11 protein-coding genes are annotated in these 22799 nt (G+C 52.4%); 9 read left to right on the top strand and 2 right to left on the bottom strand.

The genetic code is table 11. The features are described 5' to 3' along the window. From HMPREF1207_RS27635 to HMPREF1207_RS30480, 8 genes are all read left to right on the top strand, one after another. The coding region (locus HMPREF1207_RS27635) for a non-ribosomal peptide synthetase (RefSeq protein ID WP_148498320.1) at positions 1-1314 on the top strand (1314 nt) is incomplete at its 5' end. 747 nt (positions 1315-2061) lie between these two features. Next, positions 2062-2946 carry a carbohydrate ABC transporter permease gene (locus HMPREF1207_RS27625; RefSeq protein ID WP_009674293.1) on the top strand — a complete coding sequence of 295 codons (885 nt, stop codon included), beginning with the start codon at positions 2062-2064 and terminating at the stop codon, positions 2944-2946. A gap of 12 nt (positions 2947-2958) precedes the next feature. Beyond that, positions 2959-3801, top strand: a complete 843-nt coding sequence (locus HMPREF1207_RS27620; protein ID WP_009674305.1) for a carbohydrate ABC transporter permease — start codon at positions 2959-2961, stop codon at positions 3799-3801. A gap of 62 nt (positions 3802-3863) precedes the next feature. Next, on the top strand, positions 3864-5210 hold the full coding sequence (locus HMPREF1207_RS27615) for an ABC transporter substrate-binding protein (RefSeq protein WP_016424222.1): 1347 nt from the start codon (positions 3864-3866) through the stop codon (positions 5208-5210). 4 nt (positions 5211-5214) lie between these two features. Continuing rightward, positions 5215-6684: a CehA/McbA family metallohydrolase gene (locus HMPREF1207_RS27610; protein ID WP_009674316.1), complete on the top strand. Its 1470-nt coding sequence runs from the start codon at positions 5215-5217 to the stop codon at positions 6682-6684. Beyond that, positions 6681-7430 (top strand): HAD family hydrolase, encoded by a 750-nt coding sequence (locus HMPREF1207_RS27605; protein WP_009674307.1) that lies wholly within the window; start codon positions 6681-6683, stop codon positions 7428-7430. The genes HMPREF1207_RS27610 and HMPREF1207_RS27605 overlap by 4 nt, the downstream gene beginning before the upstream one ends. 10 nt (positions 7431-7440) lie before the next feature. Continuing rightward, positions 7441-7635, top strand: coding sequence for an SMR family transporter (locus HMPREF1207_RS27600; RefSeq protein WP_009674309.1), 195 nt, complete (start codon positions 7441-7443; stop codon positions 7633-7635). A gap of 37 nt (positions 7636-7672) precedes the next feature. Further along, complete coding sequence (locus tag HMPREF1207_RS30480) at positions 7673-7849, top strand: hypothetical protein (RefSeq protein WP_155977432.1); 177 nt, start codon at positions 7673-7675, stop codon at positions 7847-7849. A 631-nt stretch (positions 7850-8480) separates the two neighbouring features. On the opposite strand, the gene HMPREF1207_RS27590 is transcribed toward HMPREF1207_RS30480, so the two are convergent. Continuing rightward, positions 8481-20321 carry a DUF7507 domain-containing protein gene (locus tag HMPREF1207_RS27590; protein WP_009674296.1) on the bottom strand — a complete coding sequence of 3947 codons (11841 nt, stop codon included), beginning with the start codon at positions 20319-20321 and terminating at the stop codon, positions 8481-8483. 435 nt (positions 20322-20756) lie between these two features. Continuing rightward, entirely contained in the window at positions 20757-21608 is an 852-nt protein-coding gene (locus tag HMPREF1207_RS27585) for an aldo/keto reductase (protein ID WP_009674303.1), read from the bottom strand. A gap of 216 nt (positions 21609-21824) precedes the next feature. Here HMPREF1207_RS27585 and HMPREF1207_RS27580 point away from each other — a divergent pair, with 216 nt between their 5' ends. Beyond that, positions 21825-22718, top strand: coding sequence for an AraC family transcriptional regulator (locus HMPREF1207_RS27580; RefSeq protein ID WP_009674304.1), 894 nt, complete (start codon positions 21825-21827; stop codon positions 22716-22718). Positions 22719-22799 lie beyond the last annotated feature (81 nt).

The following is a 22799-nucleotide window of genomic DNA, read 5'->3' as shown; positions in this document are numbered from 1 at the left end:
ATAGGTGTACCAGGGGAGTTATGCATTGCAGGCAGCGGTGTGGCAAAAGGGTACTTGAACCTTCCGGGACTAACCGCAGAGAAGTTTATTGAGAATCCATACGGGGAGGGGAAATTGTACCGGTCAGGGGACCTAGCCAAATGGCTGCCGGACGGGAACGTAGCCTATTTAGGTCGTATGGATGACCAAGTGAAGATCAGGGGGTTCCGGATCGAGCTGGGAGAAGTGGAAAATGCGCTGCGGCAGCTGGAAGGAATCCAAGATGCGGTTGTGATTGCGACTAATAATCTTGAAATCCAATCGTTATGTGGGTATATAGTATCTCATACAGTGGTTGATCCATTTGAGATTAAACAACACTTAAAGAAGATCCTTCCATCGTACATGATTCCATCGTTTATTATGCAATTGGAGCAAATTCCTGTCACACGCTCAGGGAAAGTGGATAAACATCGGTTGCCTTCGCCAAACGCGCGTGCCCTTATGGGACACGATACATTTGTTGCCGCGCAAAACGATAGGGAGAAGGAACTTGTAACCATTTGGCGTGACATTCTTGCGAGTGAGCAAATCGGCATTCATGATAATTTCTTTGAACTAGGCGGAAATTCATTATTGATCATGAGTATGTTGGCTCGAATTGAAGAAAGGTACCCAGGGATTGTAAAAGTGGGCGATATATTCGCAAACCCTACTATCGCTCAACTGGCAACATTCATTGATGTAAGCAGTCAAACAGCAATGAGATGTGCACAAGTTCCGTTCCCAGATTCGTATCTGTTAGGTAGTAGGAACAAGGTATTCGTATTCCATTTCCAAGATAATCGTGATTTATTTCATGCACTGAAGGAAATGCAATCAGAGGGCGAGACAGCACTGGAGTCGTGGCTATTGTTTCTGTACACCTATAGTGTTATCGAGGCGACAGGTCAGCAGAAGTTGTCGGTTTGCTATGGGGCGAATAATACTTTTTCATCGTTCGAGATCAGTAATCACGACGATTTGAATGTATTGTTGGAGAACGTAAAAAGCAAGAAACAAGCAGCTCCAAAATGTCCACAAGCAAAATTTATTATTGATTACAAGCAAAATGGGTTATTTCCGATGTTTTTATATCAGTTCACAGGAGATAAAGGCTATACGGAATACTGTGATTTCTCATTCTCTTTTACTATGAATGAAGAAGCTGTTTATTTTGAGGCAAAGATTTTAAATCGTACCCTCAATTCGGATTATATTCAAACGTTGTTTTCAAGATGGATTCAGATTGTCCAGCATGTCGGTTTGAAAAATAAACATAATAGCAAAGTATGATAGGAGCCATTCCTGTAATAAAATGAATTCGAGGTTTGAATGAAAAAAGCACCTTCTGTATACTGGGGGACGTTCGATCCAAAGAACAAACCCCAGCACAGGAGGCACACTTCAATCAAGCATAAACACATCAGAAAACAGAATCAACGAATTCAACAAATCCAAAAGCTTGCTCAGTACGATGGTATCGGGCAAATAAATGCAAAATATTCGAATCTAAGTTAATCTGATATTGAGCCATTTTCAAATCTACCTCACTAGTTTGTTGTCTCGACAACTACATTCTACTTGAGGGATTTGAATATGGCTCTCTTCATTTATTGGAAGAAGCTATTTTACATAATTTTACGGACTCAACTAAAAAGCACTGTAGAATCTTTCTGAAATTTAACTAGTGTATGAGCACTTTGGTCAAACCGTTTTGCTCTGGCTCTAATATGCTGAAGAACGGAGCTCCTTTTCTAAATACACACTTCCTGATTTTCCTTGATAATCGTGATTATGATGCAAGAAAGAATTCCATAGAATCTGCTCAAAAAACGAGAAAAGATGAAACCTCAGCAGTGGCCCCCTTACTTCCCAGAATCCGCGCACAAGTTCACTTCAGATACAATCCAATAAAACGTCTACGAGAGATTATAAACAAACTAAAACAACTTTGAAGAGGTTCCGTTAGAGTTTTACTATGACGAAACTGAATATCTAAACGAGCGAATCCAAAAAAAATTGAACAAAAGTGAGGTTGCTATGAAAAAATTTAAGCGATGGGGTGAACCTGCAGCTTACTTCTACGTGCTGCCTGCTATGGTGCCGCTCACTTTATTCTGGCTGGCTCCGATGGTGTATATCGTTTATTTAAGCTTTACGGATTGGGACTTTATGAGTCCAGTGAAGACTTGGGTAGGATTTGAAAACTATAAGGAATTGTTTACGAATGAAGAGTTTTATAAAGCATTAAAGGTGACGCTGCTATTCGGTATTGGGATGGTCGTTCCGACAATGGCAGGGGGATTAGTTTTGGCTCTTATTCTTAGCAGGCAAGGAAGAGGGTCCGGCGTATACCGGGCAATTTTGTTCTCACCATGGGTTACACCGACGGTAGCCGTATCGATTGTATGGTCATGGATCTTCGAAACGCGATCAGGCTTAGCGAATTCGATCTTGATTGGACTGGGGGCTGACGGTCTGCCCTGGCTGCAAAGCTCGAAATGGGCGCTTTTTTGCGTCATTATTGTCAGCGTGTGGAAATATGTCGGCTGGGCAATGGTTTTTTATTTGGTTGCACTGCAAGGGGTGCCGAAGGATTTGCGGGAAGCAGCTTTCATGGATGGCGCCGGCGGATGGAGCATCTTCAAAAGTGTTACGCTGCCGTTGATCTCGCCGACCTCCTTCTTCCTGTTTATTATTTTGTGGCTGCAGTCGTTCCAGGCTTACGATCAGATCAGCATTTTGACTCAAGGAGGACCATCCGGCTCCACGCGCACGCTGTTGTATATGTATTATCAATCTGCTTTTGACAGCTTTAATGTCGGAGAAGCTTCGGCGGTTGCGCTTGTGCTGGTGTTCATCTCTGCCTTATTCTCTTTAGTTTCCGTGACGATGAGCCGCCGCTCCGTTCATTATTTGCAATAGGAGGAATTTCAAATGAGAGCCGGATCAATGATAGTGCGCTCGCTGCATCATGTCATACTTGCTGCATTTAGCTTTATTATGGCGTTTCCTTTTATATGGATGATCACCAGTGCGTTCAAGACCAATGATGAGATTTGGGCTTATCCGCCCGTCCTGCTTCCGGACAAGCTGCTGTGGGAGAATATTTCGAAGGCATGGCATGCGGCGCCTTTCGATCTTTATGTATTCAACAGCGTATTCGTATCGGTATGTATCGTATTGATTCAGACGGTGAATTCCGCGATGATGGCTTACGCACTTGTCCATATGCGTTTCCCATTGGGACGGCCGCTGCTGGCAATCATTCTTGTTAGCTATATGCTGCCGGGTGCGGCGACCTACTTGCCGGGTTACATCATTTTATCGAATCTCGGATTAATCGATACGTACAGAGGGCTCATTATTTCCAACTCGGTGAGTGTATTCACGATCTTCATGATCTATCAAGCGTTCCGGCAAATTCCGAAGGAGGTGGTGGAAGCGGCGAAAATCGACGGCGCTCCCCACCGACGAATTCTCTGGACCATGGTGATTCCGCTGACTGCACCGTATTTTGTTGTGATGGGTCTTATTACTTTTATTGAAATGTATAACAACTATTTGTGGCCGTCTCTAATTACCCATAATCCCGATCTATACCTTGTGTCTGCCGGGCTGCGCAGCTTCTTCATCGAAGGCGGGGCTTACGGGATGAATTGGGCGCAGGTGATGGCGGCCAGCTCATTTACTATTTTGCCGCTGCTTATCCTGTTTATATTCGCTCAAAAATTCATTATGAAGGGGGTGAGCCAGTCTTACAGCGTCAATAAAGGCTAGTTTGAATGAGAAGGCAATATAGGTTGATGTTAAAAATTTATGAGAGAAGAAAGAGGAGAAGCATGCTAAACACATGGGAAAGAGGTAGACTTCTGCTGATGGTCGCCATCGTAATAATGTTCTTGGCGGCGTGCGAAAACGGCAATACTGGCAAAAACGCAAACAACGGGGATGTGAAGCCGGTAAATGCAGAGGCGGCAGCGAAAAAGCCAGTCGAAATTGAATTCTGGTATGCGCTCGGCGGCAAGCTGGGCCAGAATGTAGAAGCGTTGATTAAGGAGTTCAACGCCGCTCAGGATGGCGTCATTGTTAAAGGTGTAGCGCAAGGCAACTATGAGGAGACACAGCAGAAGCTGCAGGCGGCTATTGCCTCGAAGAAAGTGCCTGCGGCTGTATTGACACAAAACAATGACTGGGCCCGCAAAGGTTACTTTGCAGCATTAGACGACTATATTGCGGCTGATGTCGATTTTAACAAGGACGATTTCATTCCGGCGTTTCTGCAGCAAGGTGTTGTGAATGATAAGCAGTTCTTCCTGCCGATGTATGGCACGACGCAGGTACTGTATTACCGAAAAGATATGTTGGAGAAGGCTGGATTGACGGAAGATGTGTTTAATACTTGGGAAACTCTGGCAGATGCAGCAGCTAAGATGACGGTAAAAAAAGGCGGTACAACGAAGGTATTCGGCTGGATGCCGATGTGGGGCCGTGAGAATATGATGGACGCGGCATTGAGCCGCGGCGGCAGAATTTTGAGTGAAGACGGCAAAACCGTAATGATTGACAGCGCGGAATGGATCGAAACATGGGAGCAATTCCGAAAGTGGTTTCATGAAGAACAAATTATGGGGATCCACTCCGGTGGTCAGGGCTGGGAATATTGGTACAAAACTATCGATGACGTTATGCAGGGACGAGCTGCAGGCTATACAGGTTCTAGCGGCGACCAAGGTGATCTGGATTTCAATGTTGTAGCTGCGCATACGCAGCCTGGCTGGGCGAACCGTGCACCAGCACCTATGGCACGAGCGCTGATGGCCGGTATCCCGGCTCTGGCTTCAGATAAACAGAAGCAGGCTGCTTATGAATGGCTGACCTTCTTCTCAAATACGAAGAATACCGCCAAATGGTCCATTAACACAGGGTATATCTCAGTTCGTTCCTCTGCACTTGAAGATCCGGACTACAAAGCGTTCAGCGAGCAAAACCCGCAAATCAAAGTGCCATTGATGCAGGCGCAATCAGCAAGCAGCGCCTTTATTGACCAGACAGGCGGCAAAATTGATGATGCGCTGAAGATCGCAGCAGATAAAGTGCAAATCGAAAATGTTCCTGCGGCTGATGCGCTGAAGGAAGCACAGCAAAAAGCGCAGGCAGAACTCGATAAAGTGACTGGAGTGAAGTAACACGATGAAGGGGACGGCAATTTGCACTGAAGTCCGGGAAGCAAGCCTGCTTCCCGGTCCTTCCTTGCTGACATATTCATTTAGCATGAAAGAGCCGATGGATTGGATTTCTCTTGTTATAACGTATGAGAAGCTGGATTGGATACAAATATTCGTGAAGGACCCCGATGGATTCATCCGAATGCAATATACGGGCAAGAAGCGGGCGGAACGGATTTTGCTAGGAAGGCTGCAAGAGAATTGCTCTATTGGCTCTGTACCGGGAGATGTTGGAGCGGGAACCTGGAAGGCAGATGTGATTGCCTATGCTAGAGATGAAGATAGCATGTTCAAGCTGGAATGGATGCACGGAAAAGACGTGTCGGCGGAATCGTCTACCGTCCCGATTGCAATCGGGACACCTTGGGTAACGTTAGACGGTGATGATCGGTATAAGCAGGAGCGGCCCAACTGCGGCGCAAGATGGTATAAAGGCGATTTCCATATGCATACATCGTTATCTGACGGCAAGCAGTCTCCGGAGCAATTGATGGAATCCTCATTGAGGCAGCAGTTGAACTTTATCGTAGTGACTGAGCATAACCATCGGCATACGACGTGGCCTTCACACGACAGACTCCTTGCACTGCCGGGAATGGAAGTGACGGCGTTTCAAGGCCACTGGAATGTACTGGGAATCACGGATTGGCTTCCTTTGTATGATGAGGATGGGACTCTTACGATGGAAGACGCCGAAGGAATGAATCGAATTATCGCCGCAGCGCGCGAGCAAGGTGCGGTATGCAGCTTGAATCATCCTTATTTGGCTCCATGGGATTGGCGTTTCGGAAGGACGGAGCTGAGCTTGTTCCACGCGATTGAAATATGGAATGATCCGACCTATGAAGGCAACGCCGAAGCGGCAGAACGCGCATTGATGCTGTGGGACGCCTGCTGGGCGAGAGGACTGCGTCTGGCAGGGATCGGAGGCAGTGATACGCATCTGTTGCCGCATGAAAGCTACATGGAAGGAGGACCTCCTTCTATGGCAGGCGATCCGGCCACTTACGTGTACTGTGACGAGTTAAGCGAAGTTCAGCTATTGGACGCCGTAAAGAAAGGGCGCTGTATCGTAACTAGAGGCCCGCAGCTTGAGCCCTGCATTTATAGCGGAGGAAGGCAAATACTGCCGGGAGATCAAGTAAGTATGGATGCACAAGCGGCAGTCCCGATCCGCTATAGCATTGCTATAAAAGGTATAAAGGAGAAAGGTAAGTTGATCTGGTTATTGAATGGTTTGCCCGTATTTGAAGCGATTGTTAATGAGGATGGACCTTACGTATATGAGACAGAATGGACGGGAGAAGCCTATCGCTGGTTAAGAGTGGAGCACAGATCGGAATATGGGACACTGTTAGCGTTTATCAACCCCATCTATGCCAATCCGATCGGATGTGCTTCATTGACGTGGGAGGAAGTGAACGCAGAGCTATGAGTATTCGAATTCAATGCGGGGCATCATCGTGGGAGGTGGATGGGGTTCTGTTCGACAAGGATGGAACACTGCTTGATTTTGCATATCTTTGGGGGACTTGGAGCAGTCTGCTAGTGGATCGATTACGTTACAGGGCGCTGGGTGTAAATTGGGAGACTGTTCTTGGCTTGTGTCGTGACGGGGAGAAATTTCATTACGACCCTCTTGGCCCGCTTGCGATGGGCTCCAACCGGGAAATCGCGGCTGTGATTGCAGGACACTTGTACCTTTCCGGCCTGGCATGGAATGAGGCGATTACGGCAGTATTGACCGATATGAAGCATGTATCCACACAGATCGACGAGCTGCGTCCAGTTCGGGCTATGCCCGGTGTTTTCTCGTTCGTACAACAGCTGAGCCGGGAAGGTGTTCCGATCGGAATTGTCACATCGGATGATACCGAAGCCGCTGTAAAGCATCTGGAGTGGCTTGGGATGCGCACACATTTCCAGGTTATTCTTGGCAGTGATGGCCATGTAAATGGGAAGCCGCATCCGGATTTGGCTATTGCGGCCTGCGCTAAGCTTCAGATTGCACCGGAACGCACACTCATGTTCGGCGATACGAAAGCCGATATTCAAATGGCCCGGGAGGCGAAGCTTGCCGGCATCGTTCGAATTGGTCTGGAAAGAACACAAGCTAGTGACGGCGAAGAAGAACAGATTAGTCATTATGAGCAATTGCAATGGACTTCATTAACATCATAGAAGGGAAGAGGTGCATTTGAAGGGTTGGCTGCTGTTACTGCTTGCCATAATTTTAGAGTTGTCCGGGACGATTTCTATGAAATACTCCGCAGGATTCTCCAAATGGAATCCGTCCATTCTAATCTTTGTGTTTTATGCAGCAAGCTTCACTTCTTTGAATTATGCAATCAAAACAATCGATGCACGCCTGTTGATTGACCAATAATATACATAAAAATATATAGCAAAAAGGCGCCTTTTCTGTGAAATCGATTGCACCACACAATTCGATTTCGAAACGAGGCGATCCTATAAAAAATTCCACCATGTTTCAAGCTAAGTTGCAACCTTTATTGTTGAAAGAAGAAGTCGAATCGGTAGTTGAATGGATTGGCTGTCAGGATAAAGCACGTACGTTCAGTGTATATACCTTGCTTTAATATTGGGCACAGGCTGCTTTTGAACAGTGGAATGGCTTTCGTGATGGTGCAGATCGAGCAACCTTGAGAGGGCTTCCGGCTGTCAACTATTCAACCTTTTCAATGAAAGCAAAAGATGTTCCCGTTGAACTTTTCAAGAAATTACTCGACATTGTCCTTAAGAAATGCAACCGGGAAACCAGAAGACATTTGAATGTACCAAAAGAGCTGCTGCTAGCTGCCTCAGTTATATTGAATGGTCGAAAGGCGACGATGCGGCTGCCGTTGAGTATAGAATGGAATACGAGAGGCGAGGTGTTGTTTGGAGTTAAATTGAATTCGTTATAATGCTCTTCAAAGGGGGGAAGTGATAGTATGGCGATGGACTGGGTCCATCGCCTGTTTTCGTTTCTGTGATTCTGAGCGCTCCACTCGGCTATCGGGCAGTATATTGGCTCGTGATCTGCAATATCATTCACAACAGATACAGCTGCATTGTTTATGTGCAAAAAAAACACCCTGACCACAGTGGTAGAGGGTGTTAAAGCGAAATCAATGGAAGCAGCCGGTTTTCGGGTTGCCTCATCTGGATAAAGAGCGATTTTGATTCGATCAGGCAGAACTTTCCACGGTCTTTCCGTGCAGTGTTCTGTTACTCCTCGTGTTGAACGATCCGAACGGTAACCGGATTGGACTGCTGGCTGCCGGAAATAAGGCGGCCATCCGGGAGCCTGACAGAGAACCCGACAGGCAGCCGAAGTGAAATCAACCCATACGTAGCGGGAAGTACGGCGACGGCGAACTGAACGGTAATGCTCGCGCCTTCCTGAAGCTCTCCGAGCGGGATTCCCGCGGTTATGTCCGCGTTAGGTGCGGCCATCCCGTTAATACGAACGCTTCCGGGTACGAAAGCGAGACCGGCGGGGAGGTCATTTTGCGTAAAGATTTCAACGATTGGCGCGCGGCTTGTATTCGTAATGACGGCCGTATAGGTCAGTACATCTCCCGGGGCCGCTTCATGGCTGTCAACATTCAAATCAATCGACGCAGCCGGTGCAAAAACGGGCAGGACGACTTCATTGGATGCGGCTGCGCCGGTATAAATGGCTGTTTCGTCCGGCAGCTGATACGTAAACGTTGCCGTAGCCCGGTTCCGGAGAAGACCCTCCGCGGGAAGCGACGTTATGGTTAAACGGAAAGCTGCTGTTACAGCAGTGCCGGGAGCCAGAAGTCCGATTGCCAGATCGGACGGGTCCGCCCCTGGACGAGGCTCTCCGTTAACGGTCACGGAATCCGGGAGGTAGGCCGAGCCGGACGGAAGCAGATCTTGCAGGATAACATCCGCTGCAAGTGTTCCGCTGTTCCGAATCGCTACGGTGTATTCGACGACATCTCCCAGGACGCGGATTCCGGGCGATGCCGATTTTTCCGCAATGATCACTGGGGATTGCACGTTTATACCGATGAGATTGGATGCAACCACGTCCGAATAGGTTTTACCGTCCGGGAGAATATACGAGCTTTCAATCCGAGCCTGGTTTTCAATTTGACCGGAATCGGGCTGCTCCGTTACCGTCACCGAGTAGGATATACTCGCAGAACCGCCAGGCCCGAGTGAGGGCAGGGATAATCCTGTGGAGAGATTGGCCCCGGGCTGGAGCTGTTCGTCGATACGGATACTGCCCGCATCGAGCTGCGTCCCCGCCGGCAGCCGGTCGGTCAAGACGAGCGAGCTCACGGCAATCGTTCCGGTATTCGTCACCAGCACGTTATAAGCGATTTCGGAGCCGATCGTGGCAATGGTCTGGACTGAGCTTTTCACGGCTTCGATCGCATACTCGTAGACGAATACGGCGTCGGAACTGGCGGATACCGTATAGGAATTGCCCGCATACGTGAAGCTTGCCGATGCCGTATTGACGAGCTGGGTCGAAGCCGGAACGGAGGTGATTTCCAGTTGGAATCCGATCAGGACTGTGCTCTGCGGCGGAACGGCCCCCAAGGTAATTCCGGCTTGAGGCCGGGCATCCGGAAGAGCGGTGCCGTCGACCGTCACACTTCCCGGCACGAAAGACGTTCCTTCCGGCAAGAGATCTGTGACGATCATATCGGCAGCCGGGGCCTGCCCTCCATTCGTCACGGTAATGCCGAACGCAAGAACATCGCCGATTGCGGCAGCTTCTACCGTGCTGTTTTTGAGCAGGCTGACGGAGTGCGGCGTGACAGGGATCACAACCGGTTCCGAAGCAGAGCTGCCTTCATGCGTGCGGCCGTCCGGGGTCTGGAACGAGTAGGCGGACAGCGCCTGGTTTACGAGAATACCTTCCGGCGGTATCACGGTAACCTGCACGCGGAAGGAGACCGACGCCGACGCACCCGGAGCAATGGTACCGACCGTGATTCCCGTGGCGGGATCGGCGCCGGGAATCACGGTGCCGTTGACGGCAACGCTGTCCGGCACGAGAACCGTTTCCGGCGGCAGTAAATCCGTGATAGTAGTAAATGCGCCGGTGGATCCGGTGTTCGCCGCTGTAATCGTATATAGAACGGTATCACCGGCCGCCACGCTGTCTGCTCCGCCCGTCTTTTGAACCGTCAGAACCGGCTGAAGAACAGGAATGGTGACGGAGTTGGATACAATGGATTCGGCTTCGGCACCGCTGACGAAAGAAACAACAGCCTGATTCGTAAGCTCCGGAGGAGATGGAAGCGATACAACGGACGCCTGGAAAGAAACGGAGACCGAGGCTCCGGATGCCAGTTGCCCGACGGGAATGCCGGTATTCGGATCGGCAGCGGGCTGGACAATCCCGTCCACGGTTACGCTGCCTTTCACGAAAGCGGAACCCTGCGGAAGCGGATCAGTGAGCACGACTTCCCGGATAAGATCGGCATCCTTGTTCGTTACGGTGATCGTATACCGGATGGTATCGCCGAGGATGGAGCTTCGCAAATCAGTCTCCTTGACCGCTGTGACAGGGACATTAGATACCGAAACAATGACCGTGTTCGATGCGCCCGATCCCGTATTCGTCCTTCCGTCCGGAGAAACGAAAGTAAACTGCGCCGATGCCTGATCGATAAGCAGGGGAGGAGCCGGAACGGCCGTAACGAGCACCTGAAAGGTAACGGCAGCGGACCCGCCCGGGGCAATTGATCCCGTTGGTATGCCCGTAACCGGATCGGTTCCGGGCAAGGGTATCCCGTTCAGCGTGACACTGTTCGGCACGAAAGAAGATCCCGGAGGAATCGGATCGGTTACCGATGCGCTCGCTGCAAGATTGCCCGTATTCGTGAGGACAATCGTATAAGTGACCGTGTCTCCCACGGTTGCATTGTCCGAACTGCCTGATTTTGCGACGGTAAGAATAGGCTGGAAGATCGGCACGACAACGGGATTCGACACGGAAGAGAACGTAAATGCCCCGCTTGTAAACGCGACGGACGCCTGGTTGTAAAGCTGAGGGGGCGTCGGCAGAGACTGGACGGTGACTTGGAAAGTCACCACAGTCGTACTGCCTGCCGCAAGGGTGCCCACAGGTATTCCCGTAACCGGACTCGTACCGGGCCTGGCTGTGCCTCCTACCGTGACGCTGCCCGGTACGAAAGCGGAGCCGGCCGGGATAGGATCCGTTACGACGGTATTGGTCACCGCGGCTATTCCGTTGTTCGTGACGGCGATAGAGTAAGTGACGATATCCCCGAATATGGCATCGGCCGCAGTCGTTCCCTTCACGACAGATACGTTCGGAGCCGATACCGGAATGGATAAGGTGTTGGAAACGGCGGAGCCGTTTACGGTGCGTCCGTCCGGCGGCAGGAAAGTAAATGCGGCCGAAGCCTGATCCGTCAATTGCTGCGGATTGGGAACCGATGTAACGAGAACCTGGAACATGACGGAAGCCGTACTTCCCGGGAGAACACTACCGGCGTTTATTCCGGCAGCGGGTGAAGCCCCCGGCACGGGAATTCCGTTTACGCTGACGCTGTTTTCAATAAACTGCGATCCTGCGGGAATAGGGTCCGATACGATGAGGGCGGCGGCGATATTTCCGCTGTTGGTTGTCTGTATCGTATAAGTCAGAGTGTCCCCGACGGTCACATTGGAGAAATTAGCGCTTTTGACGAGTTGAAGAATCGGCTGATAGATCGGTACCGTAACCGGGTCGGAGTAAGAAGTACCGGAGAAAACTCCCGATGTGAAGCTTACGGCAGCCTGGTTGGACAGAACAGGCGGTGAAGGCAGCGATGTGACCGTAACCTGGAAGGTGACAGTGGCAGTTGCCCCCGCTGCGATCGTTCCGGCATTGATACCCGCGTCGGGCTGCGCCAAAGGAAGAGGCGTTCCGCCCAGTGTTACGCTGCCCGGAACGAAAGCGGAGCCGGCCGGAATCGGATCGGTTACAATAACACCGGTTACCGCCTCGATTCCGTTGTTTGCCGCCGTGATGGTATACGTCACCGTATCTCCGAATACGGCGTCCGCTGCGCTGGCGCTCTTGGCCACGGTCACGTTCGGAGCCGATACCGGTATGCTGACGGCGTTGGAAAGGGCAGTACCGCTCAGCGTCCGTCCGTCGGGCGGCTGGAAGGTGAAGGCGGCGGTTGCCTGGTCGACGAGTGTCGGCGGAGACGGGACGGAAGTAACGACAACTTGGAAAGTCACTCCGGCCGTACCTGCCGGCGGGATCGGGCCGACTGCAATCCCTACGGTCGGATCCGCTCCGGGGATCGGCTGTCCGTTCACGGTCACACTGTTGGCTATAAATGCCGAACCGGCCGGAATCGGATCCGAAATCGTCGTTACCGCTGCGATATCGCCGGAATTGGTCGCGAGGATCGTGTAGACGATCGTATCACCCACCGTGGCATTGGCGGTGTTCGCGCTTTTGGTTACGCTGAGTATCGGCTGATACACGCCGATGACTACCGGGTCCGATAGAGAACTGCCGGAAAAAGCTCCGGATGTGTAGCTGACTCTCGCCTGATTGGACAAGACGGGAGGTGACGGCAGGGAGGTGACGGTAACTTGAAAAGAAACCGTCGCTACCGCGCCGGGCGCTACAGATCCGACTGCGATACCGGCAGCCGGGTTAGCGCCGGGCTGAACGATCCCGTTCAAGGTCACGCTCCCGGGGACCAATGCGGAACCGGTTGGAATGGGATCGGTCACGACGACGTTAGTCACCCCGGAGATACCGGCGTTCGAAGCGGTAATCGTGTAGGTGATCGTATCGCCTACTGCCGCATCCGTGGAACCGACCGTTTTGGTGACCGCGATATCGGGTGCCGATACAGGAATGGAGACTACGTTGGAGACGGCGGATTCCCGGATAATACGTCCGTCCGGCGGAACGAAAGTAAAGCTGGCGGAAGCTTGGTTGACGAGCGAAGGCGGTACCGGAACGGAAGTGACAATCACCTGGAAAGTGACTAGAGTGGAACTTCCGGGCGCAATGGACCCGACTGCAATGCCCGTGGACGGATCGGACCCGGGGTACGATGTGCCGTTCACCGCGACACTGTTCACAAAGAAGGCGGAGCCGGCGGGAATGGGGTCCGTGATCGTAGCGGCAGCGTCGATATTGCCGGAATTGGTTACCAGAATCGAATAGGTGATCGTGTCGCCTACAGTTGCGTTAGTTGAATTTCCGCTTTTGGCCAAGGTGAGAATAGGCTGATATACGGGAATGGAGAGAGGCTCGGAGACCGAAGATCCTGTAAAAGCGCCGGAAGTAAAGCTGACCGTAGCCTGATCCAAGAGCTGGGCCGGAGAAGGCAGAGAAGTAACCGTCACTTGGAAACGGAGAACGGCCGACGCGCCTGGCGCGATAATTCCGGCAGGAATGCCGGCAGCCGGATTACCCGCAGGAACAGGCAGTCCGTTCAGGGTTACACTGCCCGGGACAAGAACCGAGCCGACCGGGATCGGATCGGAAATAACGACGTTGGTCACATTTTCGATGCCGCTGTTTGTGGCGGTGATGGTGTAGGCGATGGTATCGCCGACGACGGCATCCGTGGAACCGGCGGTTTTCGTAACCGTAACGTTCGGCGCGGATACTGGAATCGTTACGGGATTGGAACTGACAGATTCGCTGATGGTGCGTCCGTCCGGAGGCTGGAAAGTAAACGCGACCGCGGCCTGATCATTCAGTCTTGAAGACGGCGGGACGGAAACGACAACGGTTTCGAACGAAACCAATGTCGTCGCTCCCGGAAGAAGCGAGCCTGCCGCAATTCCGGTCGTGGGATCCGCTCCGGGGAGAGGCAGTCCGTTCACAAGTACACTGTTAGTCAGAAAAGTGGAACCCGGAGGGATCGGATCGGTTACGACGAGGCTGGCGGCAATATTCCCGCTGTTCGTTACCGCAATCGTATAAGCGATCGTATCGCCAACCGTAGCGTTGGAGAAATTAGCCGTTTTAACGGCCGCCAGAATCGGCTGATAAACAGGCACAAGCACGGTTCCCGACGTGCTGGACCCGGTAAAAGCGCCCGAAGTAAAGGAGACGATTGCTTTGTTGGACAGGACGGGCGGAGAAGGCAGCGACGTTACGCTGGTTTGAAAGCTGAGTACAGCCGAGGCGCCCGGCGCAATGATGCCGACGGGAACACCCACAGAAGGATTGGCCGACGGCAGCGGAGTACCGTTCAGAACTACGCTTCCCGGAACGAAAACCGATCCGGCCGGTATGGAGTCCGTGGCGAGAACACCGGTCACGTTCTCGATGCCGTTATTGGTCGCCGTTATGGTGTAGGAGACGACATCTCCGAGAACGGCATCCGTAGAAGCCGTCGTAAGCGTAACCGTCACGTTGGGAGCTGAGACCGGGATCACGAGCGTGTTGGACACGGCTGAACCGGTAACGGAACGTCCGTCCGGAGGGACGAATACAAAGCTTGCGGAAGCCTGATCGAGAAGGATCGATGAGGCCGGAACCGAGTTAACGACCGTTTGGAACATGACCGTCACGGGAACGCCGGGTGCGACGGAACCGACGGGAATTCCGGCCGAAGGATCGGCTCCGGCACGAGGAGAGCCGTTGACGGTGACGCTGTTGTCGAGCAGGACGGAACCGGCCGGAATCAGATCCGTCACAGTTGTCGAAGCGGCAATGTTTCCGCTGTTGGCAAGCACGAGCGTGTAGGTAATCGTATCCCCTACGGTTGCGTTGACTGTATTTGCGCTTTTGGCTATGGACAAAATGGATTGATAGACGGTAACGGTAACGGTGTTCGATAAAGAAGAGAAAGAGAGCGTGCCGCTTGTAAAACTGACGGAACCGCGGTTCACTAGCTGTCCGGAGGCCGGCAGGGAGTTGACAAGCACGCTGAAAGTTACGGCAGCCGCTCCCCCCGGAACAATCAGACCCGCCGGTACGCCTGCGGAAGGGTTTGCACCCGGCACAGGGACGCTGTTGACCGTTACGCTTCCGGGCACGAGTGTTGTGCCGTCGGGAATTGAGTCGGTCACGATCACGTTCGTTACATTTTCAATGCCGTTATTCACCGCGACAAGCGTATAAGCGATCGTATCGCCTACGACCGCATCCGTGGCACTTGCGCTTTTGCTTATGACAACATTAGGAGCGGAAACCGGGATCACGACGGTGTTGGACGAAGCGGAGCCGGAAACCGTCCGTCCATCCGGAGGCTGATAAGTATACGACACGGCGGCCTGGTCGACTAACTGTGGAGGCGTAGGCACGGAAGTAATCACCACCTGAAATGTCAGAGTCGTTGAAGCGCCGGGTGCCAGAGTGCCCGCGGCGACGCCGCCGGCGGGGTTGGCTCCCGGAAGGGGAACTTGATTGAGGGCGACACTGTTGGACACAAGCGCACTGCCGACCGGAATCGCATCGGTAATCGAAGCGGTAACGCCGATATTTCCGCTGTTGGAGGCTGTGATCGAGTAGGTGACAAGATCGCCTACGGTTCCTTGCGAAAGATTTGCGCTTTTCTTTACGGTGACGATGGGTTGGTAGACAGGAAGACTGACCGTATTGGAGGCTGCAGAACCGCTGAAGGAACCGCTCGTGTAGCTGACGGATGCCTGATTTACAAGCAGCGGCGGGGAAGGCAGCGACGTGACCTGCACCGAGAAGACGATGGTCGATGAAGCTCCTGCCGCAATCGTCCCGGCAGAGATACCGTTAGCCGGATTAACGGCCGGAACGGCGGTGCCGTTTACTTTTACGCTTCCTGCAACGAAGACGGAGCCGGCTGGAATCGGATCGGTTACCACGACGTTCGACACGGCACCCGTCCCGCTGTTGGTAACCGTCAGCGTATAGGTCACCACATCCCCCGGAATCGCATCGGGTGCGGACGGGCTTTTCACGATCGTAACATTCGGCAGGGAGACGGGAAGCGTAACACTATTGGATGAGACGGAGCCGGTCAGCGAGCGTCCATCAGGCGGACGGTAGGTATATGAAACCTGGGCCTGATCAGTCAAAACAGGCGGTGCGGGAAGCGTGTTGACGACGGTCTGGAATATTACCGTCACGCTCGCTCCCGGACCCGCGGAACCCGCGGCGATGCCAGCGGCTGGGTTGGCTCCAGGGACCGGAACGCCGCCAACCGTCACACTATTGGCGACAAAAGATGAACCGGCCGGGATCGGATCGGTCACGGTAAGCTGGGCGGCCAGGTTGCCCGAATTCGTTGCGGTAACGGTATAGGTAACGGTATCGCCGACGGTGACACGTGAGGCGCCGGCGCTTTTCACAGCGGCCAGAACCGGCTGGTAAACAGGCACAATCAGAAGATCGGAGACGGCCGTTCCGGAAAACGCTCCGCTGGTAAAGCTGGCGGAAGCCTGGTTGCTAAGCTGCGGCGGGGAGGGCAGAGTATTGACCTGTACGGCAAACGTTACGGCCGCGGAAGCGCCTGCCGCAATGCTTCCGACGGGAATACCTGCGGCAGGACTTGCGGTAAGCAGAGGCGCTCCCCGTACGTTCACGCTTCCCGTTACGAACGAAGAGCCCGCCGGAATCGGATCGGTCACCACGACATCCGATACGGCTTCTATCCCGTTGTTCGTGACGACAATCGTGTACGTCACCGTATCGCCGATTACCGCATCTGTGACGGAAGCGGTTTTGACAACCGATACGTTGGGCGCCGAAACCGGGATGGTAAGCGTATTGGACGACACCGTACCGGTAAGAGTTCTTCCGTCCGGAAGACGATACGTGTACGCGGCGGCAGCTTGATCGCTGAGCTGCGGCGGGGCGGGCAAAGAATTTACTACCGTTTGAAAAGTAACGGTCGATGTCGTTCCCGGCGAAACGGTTCCGACGGATATTCCCGTAACCGGATCGGCGCCGGCCAGCGGCAATCCGTTAACCGTTACACTGTTCGGGGCGAACGAGGAACCGGCCGGAATCGGGTCCGTCAGCGTAATGCTCGCGTTGTAGTTGCCGTTATTCGTCAAGCTCACCGTGTAGGTCACACTGTCTCCGACAGTAGCTTTTGCCGTATCGGCGCTCTTGACGGCCGAGAGCACCGGTTGGTAAACCGGAACAGATACCGTATTGGAAACGGAAGAACCGGTAAAAACACCGGATGTAAAACTGACGGTTGCCTGGTTTCCCAGCGTGGCTGGAGAGGGCAGCGAAGTAACGGAAACCTTAAATTGCAGCGTCGTCGAAGCTCCGGCGGCGATAGCGCCTACCGGCACTCCCACGGCGGGATTGGCCGCCGGGACAGGGGTCCCGTTAACCGTTACACTGCCGGTATTGAATGTGGTGCCGGCCGGTATCGGGTCGGTTATGACGACGCTGGTTACCGGGACACTGCTGCCGTTGGCGGCGACAATCGTGTACGTAATGACATCTCCGACAGTGGCAGCCGTGTTGGAAACGGATTTGACGGCTGTGACGTTCGGCGCCGATACCGGAACGGACACTTCATTGGAAACGACGCTTCCGGTGAGCGTTCGCCCGTCCGGGGGCTGATACGTGTAGGACACGGTCGCCTGATCCACGAGCCTGGATGTGGCGGGCAGGGAAGTGACGACCGTCTGGAACGTGATGACGGAGCTTGCGCCGGCCGCCAAACTGCCCGCCGCGAATCCCACTGCCGGATTCGCCGCCGGCAGAGACGTGCCATTGACTGTAACACTGCCGGCAAGAAACGTGGAGCCGGCCGGAACGGGATCACTCACGTTCAGGGAGACGGGAAGGTTGCCGGAGTTTTTTACAGTGACGGTATAAGTGAGGGTCGCCCCGACCGTTGCGCTTGCGGGACTGACGCTTTTCACCGCTGAAACGACCGCTTGGTAGACAGGCAGCGTGATCGTATTGGACAAAGACGAGCCGGTAAAAGCGCCGGACGAAAAGCTGACAGTCGCCTGGTTGGCAAGCTGAGCGGGCGAAGGAACGGATGTTACATTAACACGGAAAGTGACCACTGCTGAAGAGCCCGCTGCAATGGAAGCGACGGGAACCCCTGTCGCCGGATTTGCGGCTGGAACCGCCGTCCCGTTCACGGTTACGCTGCCGGTAACGAACGAGGAGCCGGCCGGAATCGGATCGGTGACGACCACACCGGTGACGGCCGTAATTCCGTTATTCGTCGCTGTAATGGTGTAAGTCACGGTGTCTCCGACGACAGCGTCCGTTGAACCGGCGGTTTTGACCACGGTAACGTTCGGCGCCGAAACGGGAATGGACAGCGTATTGGATACCGCCGAACCGGAAAGCGTCCGCCCGTCGGGAGGAGAATACGTGTAGCTGGCCGTGCCCTGATCGGTTAGTCTTCCCCCCGCGGGGACAGACGTCACAACCGTTTGGAACGTGACGGTAACGACGCCCCCTCCGGCATCGATGTTCCCGACGGAGAACCCCGTCGCCGGATTTGCGGCCGGCTGGGATGTACCGTTGACGGTTACACTGCCCGTCACGAATGCGGACCCTGCGGGAATGGGATCGGTCAACGTGGCGGCCGCACGGATACTCCCCGTGTTTGTAGCCTTCAAGGTGTAAGTAACCGTATCTCCCACGGTCGCGGTAGAAGTGTTTGCCGTTTTGACGAGTCCGATAACCGGCTGATAGACCGGGACGGCAAGTGTGTTGGAGGGAACGCTCCCCGAAATAACCGGGCCTCCGGTAACACTTTGAAACGAGAAACTGGCAGTCGCCTGGTTCGAAAGCTGCGCGGGCGTTGGAAGGGAGGTCACGGTCACCCGGAACGTCACGGTGGTCGTACTGCCCGCGCTTATCGTTCCGAGCAGGATGCCTGCCGAAGGATCGGTACCCGTGCGAGCGGTCCCGTTGACCGTTACACTGTTCGGGACGAGTGCGGAGCCGGCCGGAATCGGATCGGTGAAGACCGTATTGGAAGCGTCGACCAGTCCGGTATTCCTAACGGCGATGGTGAACGTGACCGTATCCCCGATGACGGCTCCGGTCACGCTTGCGGTTTTAGTCACGGTGACGAGGGGAGCGTTAATATCGATTTGAATGGCGTTCGCATTCACGATATATCCGTCTCCGGAGGTCGTCAGTTGTAAAATCGCGGAGGTCTGGGCGTTTTTCAGTGTCGTGGATATGTCCACGTTGGTGATATCCCATCCCTGGCGTCCGCCGGTGATCAACGTGCCCGGAGCTCCGTTTATCGCGTTGCGCGTACCGAACGTTCCGGTTGTATCGAGCGTGCCGTCATCTTTGTTGAGTTGGGACGCGAAAAAGTTGGCGGCGAAATTGTTGGCCCCCGATAAAGCCGTCAGACTCGATGTCGTCGGACCGAACAGAGCCTGGTCCCCGGTTTTGTTGGCATCTCCTTCCTGTGCGCTGATTAACGCACGGCCTTTTAACGTCCCTTGCGCCGGAGTGGCGAACCCGGAGATGACCACATTGACGGCCCCCGAAGTCGCCTGAACAATCTCCGCGCCCACACCCAGCGAGAGGTTCCGGAAGGGAAGACTCGGGTTCTGGTACACTACTGCCAGCGTCCATCCGGCGTGATTGGCTGTGGGGTCCGGAACGGCAAGCGTGCCCACGATGCTTTTGGCCGTGTAAGTTCCCGCGCCTCCGGCACTGACCAGCGCCGTTACATTAGCCGTGCGGACGTATGCCAGAACAGAGCTTGGAGAGACCGCAAACGTCACGTTATAGACGGTAGCGGCATCCTGAGTTACGCTCGATGTGCCCGCCGGTGTGGTGAAGGTGATGGGATTGTTGATAAAAGCGGTATTGTTGACCGTGCCGTCCAGGTAGGAGCCGCCCCAGATGAGCTCCGCGTACAATACCGTACTTCCTGCGGGAAGAGTGAGAACGGCGGCTGAGCTGTTGGAGGTGTATAGGCTTGTCGTTCCTGCCGGATATGTACCGTACTGAAGTGTCGTGTCCGTTGTTGTGTAAGCCCCTATGCTGTCTACTGTTCCCGGAACGCCGGCAGTTTCGGATCGGCTCAATCCGAGTGTGTTGCCTGTAAATGTAATGGCGCCTGTCTGGTTTGCGGCATATCGCTGCAAAAAGGCCATCGCTGCATTTCCTCCAAGTTAGATAATGATCGACTCCCGATTAATGGAAGGTTCGACTATATCTATGAAAGGGATTCTTGACCCTATGCATACAAAGAGAACCACAAATAAAGTGGAAACTCCGAAACGTGTGGAATTAAACGAATGAAAATGGGATAACCGAAGAGAGAGCCGACAAAGTCAGGCTTGGATCGCGAAAGAAACACGTCCGAGTAGCCGAGCCTGATAGCCTGCCCAACAGCGAGTCGGTAGAGCGGAGTTGTCCACAATGATATTTGTGATCGTTGGCACCTTAAGAAAAAGATAACCCTCATTAGAGTCAATTCGATTAAGTTCTGACAAAATTATATTTTGGAGACAGCCATTTACCCGCAATCTATGAAAAAAAGGAATAGATTGCCCGAGGGCATCTACTCCATACTTTTAACGGGATGGTTAGATAGCGAGTTTACGGGTACCGATCCATTTCACGATGTCAGGGTCGCGATGTGAAAAGAACAAGCTCTGTTTCGTATCTAACGAAGCAATCGACTCCATATCCTCTTCGCTTAACTCGAAGTCAAAGATATTGAAGTTTTCGATAATTCTCTCTTTACGAACAGACTTTGGAATTACAACAACATCTCTTTGCGTCAACCAGCGTAAAACCACCTGAGCAGCGGATTTATTATATTTTTCAGCTATGGATACCAGTACTTCATTCTGGAACAAGTTATTTTTCCCTTCAGCAAAAGGGGCCCAGGATTCGATCTGAACCTTATTCTCTTTCATGAATTTTGCATGTTCGATTTGTTGATTTAATGGGTGGGTTTCAACCTGGTTTACGGCAGGAACTACTTCATTATGAATGATCAAATCGATCAGGCGATCCTCATGGAAGTTACTTACGCCGATTGCACGGATCTTTCCTTCACGATACAATTCCTCCATGGCGCGCCATGAACCAAACACGTCTCCGTATGGCTGATGAATTAAATACAAGTCCAAATAATCGAATTGCAATCTTTCCAGTGATTTTTCAAATGCTTTTTTTGTGCGTTCATAACCCGTATCCTGTACCCAAAGTTTCGTAGTGATAAATAATTCCTCTCTTGCCACTCCACTACGTTTGATCGCTCTGCCAACTGCTTCTTCATTTAAATAAGAGGCTGCGGTATCGATCAGCCGATAGCCTGCCATAATAGCGTCATAAACGCTTTGTTCACATTCATTTGCATCTGGAATCTGAAAAACACCAAAACCGAGTATAGGCATCTCAATACCATTGTTCAAGGTTACTTTTTGCATACAAAACCCTCCAGTAATTCTAAGTATTACGGGCAAATCAACTCAATCATATCTATAACAGATCCCCTTTTAACATCCTTATTATGCACCGGATGACAAAGCGATCGTTATCTCATTCGTGTCAAATGTTTGCCTAATCCTCTCACTACAACTTCTTTAACAGATAAATAAGGATTATAATCGAGTTATTACGAATGACGGAAAGCGGAGGATCAAATGTCTGAAATCATCACTAAGCAGCAAAATGAACTTGCCGAAATGATTAAACGTTTCGCAGCAAACGATGGTGTTCACGCTACTGCCATTCCGTCTTTATTTTTCATACGTGACTCGAATGCATCTGTGCCACGCCATGGAGTTTACAAGCCTTCCTTTTGCATTGTGGTTCAAGGGGCGAAGGAGGTCTGGCTGGGACAGGAACGCTTTAAGTACAATCCTGCAGATTATCTTATTGCGTCCGTTAACTTGCCGGTTACTGCTCAAGTCACCGAAGCTTCTCCCGACGTTCCGTATTTGGGTTTTAAACTTGAATTTACGGCGAATCAAATTCTGGAGGTTTTACGAGATTCTGAAATGAGAGTAGGACCGAAAGAAAATGCAAAGCGAGGTATGTTTGTTAGCCGGTTGGAGCTGCCTCTGGTGGATGCGGTCATCAGGTTGGCTCGTTTGCTGGACAACCCCAAGGATATCCCCATACTTGCGCCGCTGTTTACGAAGGAAATTCTGTATAGGGTTCTGCAAGGTCAGCATGGGGCTAGGCTCGAACAAGTTGCAATAGAGGGCAGCTCTGCCCGCCAAATAAAAGATGTGATCGAACATATCACGAATAATTACGATAAGTCATTTCGGATTGAGGAGCTTGCGGAAAAAGTGAATATGAGTGTCTCGTCGCTGCATAGGCACTTTAATGAGGTAACCGCTATGAGCCCTATTCAGTTCCAAAAAGAATTGAGGCTTCAGGAAGCCCGCCGCCTATTATTAACCGAATCAGCCGATGCCACTGAGGTGGCATTTCGAGTAGGCTATGAAAGTCCTTCGCAATTCAGTCGTGAGTATTCCCGAATGTTTGGCTTTCCGCCTAGGCAAGATATCATGCGTCTAAAAGCATAAATCGGACCGGTTTCCGTTACATTAGCCATGGAATCGCATGGACAAATTGCGGGGAGTGCATCTGCCGTTATCAGGAAGGCG

Origin of the sequence: Paenibacillus sp. HGH0039, assembly GCF_000411255.1 — a bacterium.
Classification (GTDB): Bacteria; Bacillota; Bacilli; order Paenibacillales; family NBRC-103111; genus Paenibacillus_F.
Note: the sequence above shows the minus strand (reverse complement) of the source record. Positions and strands in the feature narration are given on the sequence as shown.

Excerpts from the sequence above, each read along its gene's own strand:
- HMPREF1207_RS27625 (WP_009674293.1), top strand. The coding sequence starts at position 2,062 with ATGAAAAAATTTAAGCGATGGGGTGAACCTGCAGCTTACTTCTACGTG.
- HMPREF1207_RS27620 (WP_009674305.1), top strand. The coding sequence starts at position 2,959 with ATGAGAGCCGGATCAATGATAGTGCGCTCGCTGCATCATGTCATACTT.
- HMPREF1207_RS27615 (WP_016424222.1), top strand. The coding sequence starts at position 3,864 with ATGCTAAACACATGGGAAAGAGGTAGACTTCTGCTGATGGTCGCCATC.
- HMPREF1207_RS27610 (WP_009674316.1), top strand. The coding sequence starts at position 5,215 with ATGAAGGGGACGGCAATTTGCACTGAAGTCCGGGAAGCAAGCCTGCTT.
- HMPREF1207_RS27605 (WP_009674307.1), top strand. The coding sequence starts at position 6,681 with ATGAGTATTCGAATTCAATGCGGGGCATCATCGTGGGAGGTGGATGGG.
- HMPREF1207_RS27590 (WP_009674296.1), bottom strand. The coding sequence starts at position 20,321 with ATGGCCTTTTTGCAGCGATATGCCGCAAACCAGACAGGCGCCATTACA.
- HMPREF1207_RS27585 (WP_009674303.1), bottom strand. The coding sequence starts at position 21,608 with ATGCAAAAAGTAACCTTGAACAATGGTATTGAGATGCCTATACTCGGT.
- HMPREF1207_RS27580 (WP_009674304.1), top strand. The coding sequence starts at position 21,825 with ATGTCTGAAATCATCACTAAGCAGCAAAATGAACTTGCCGAAATGATT.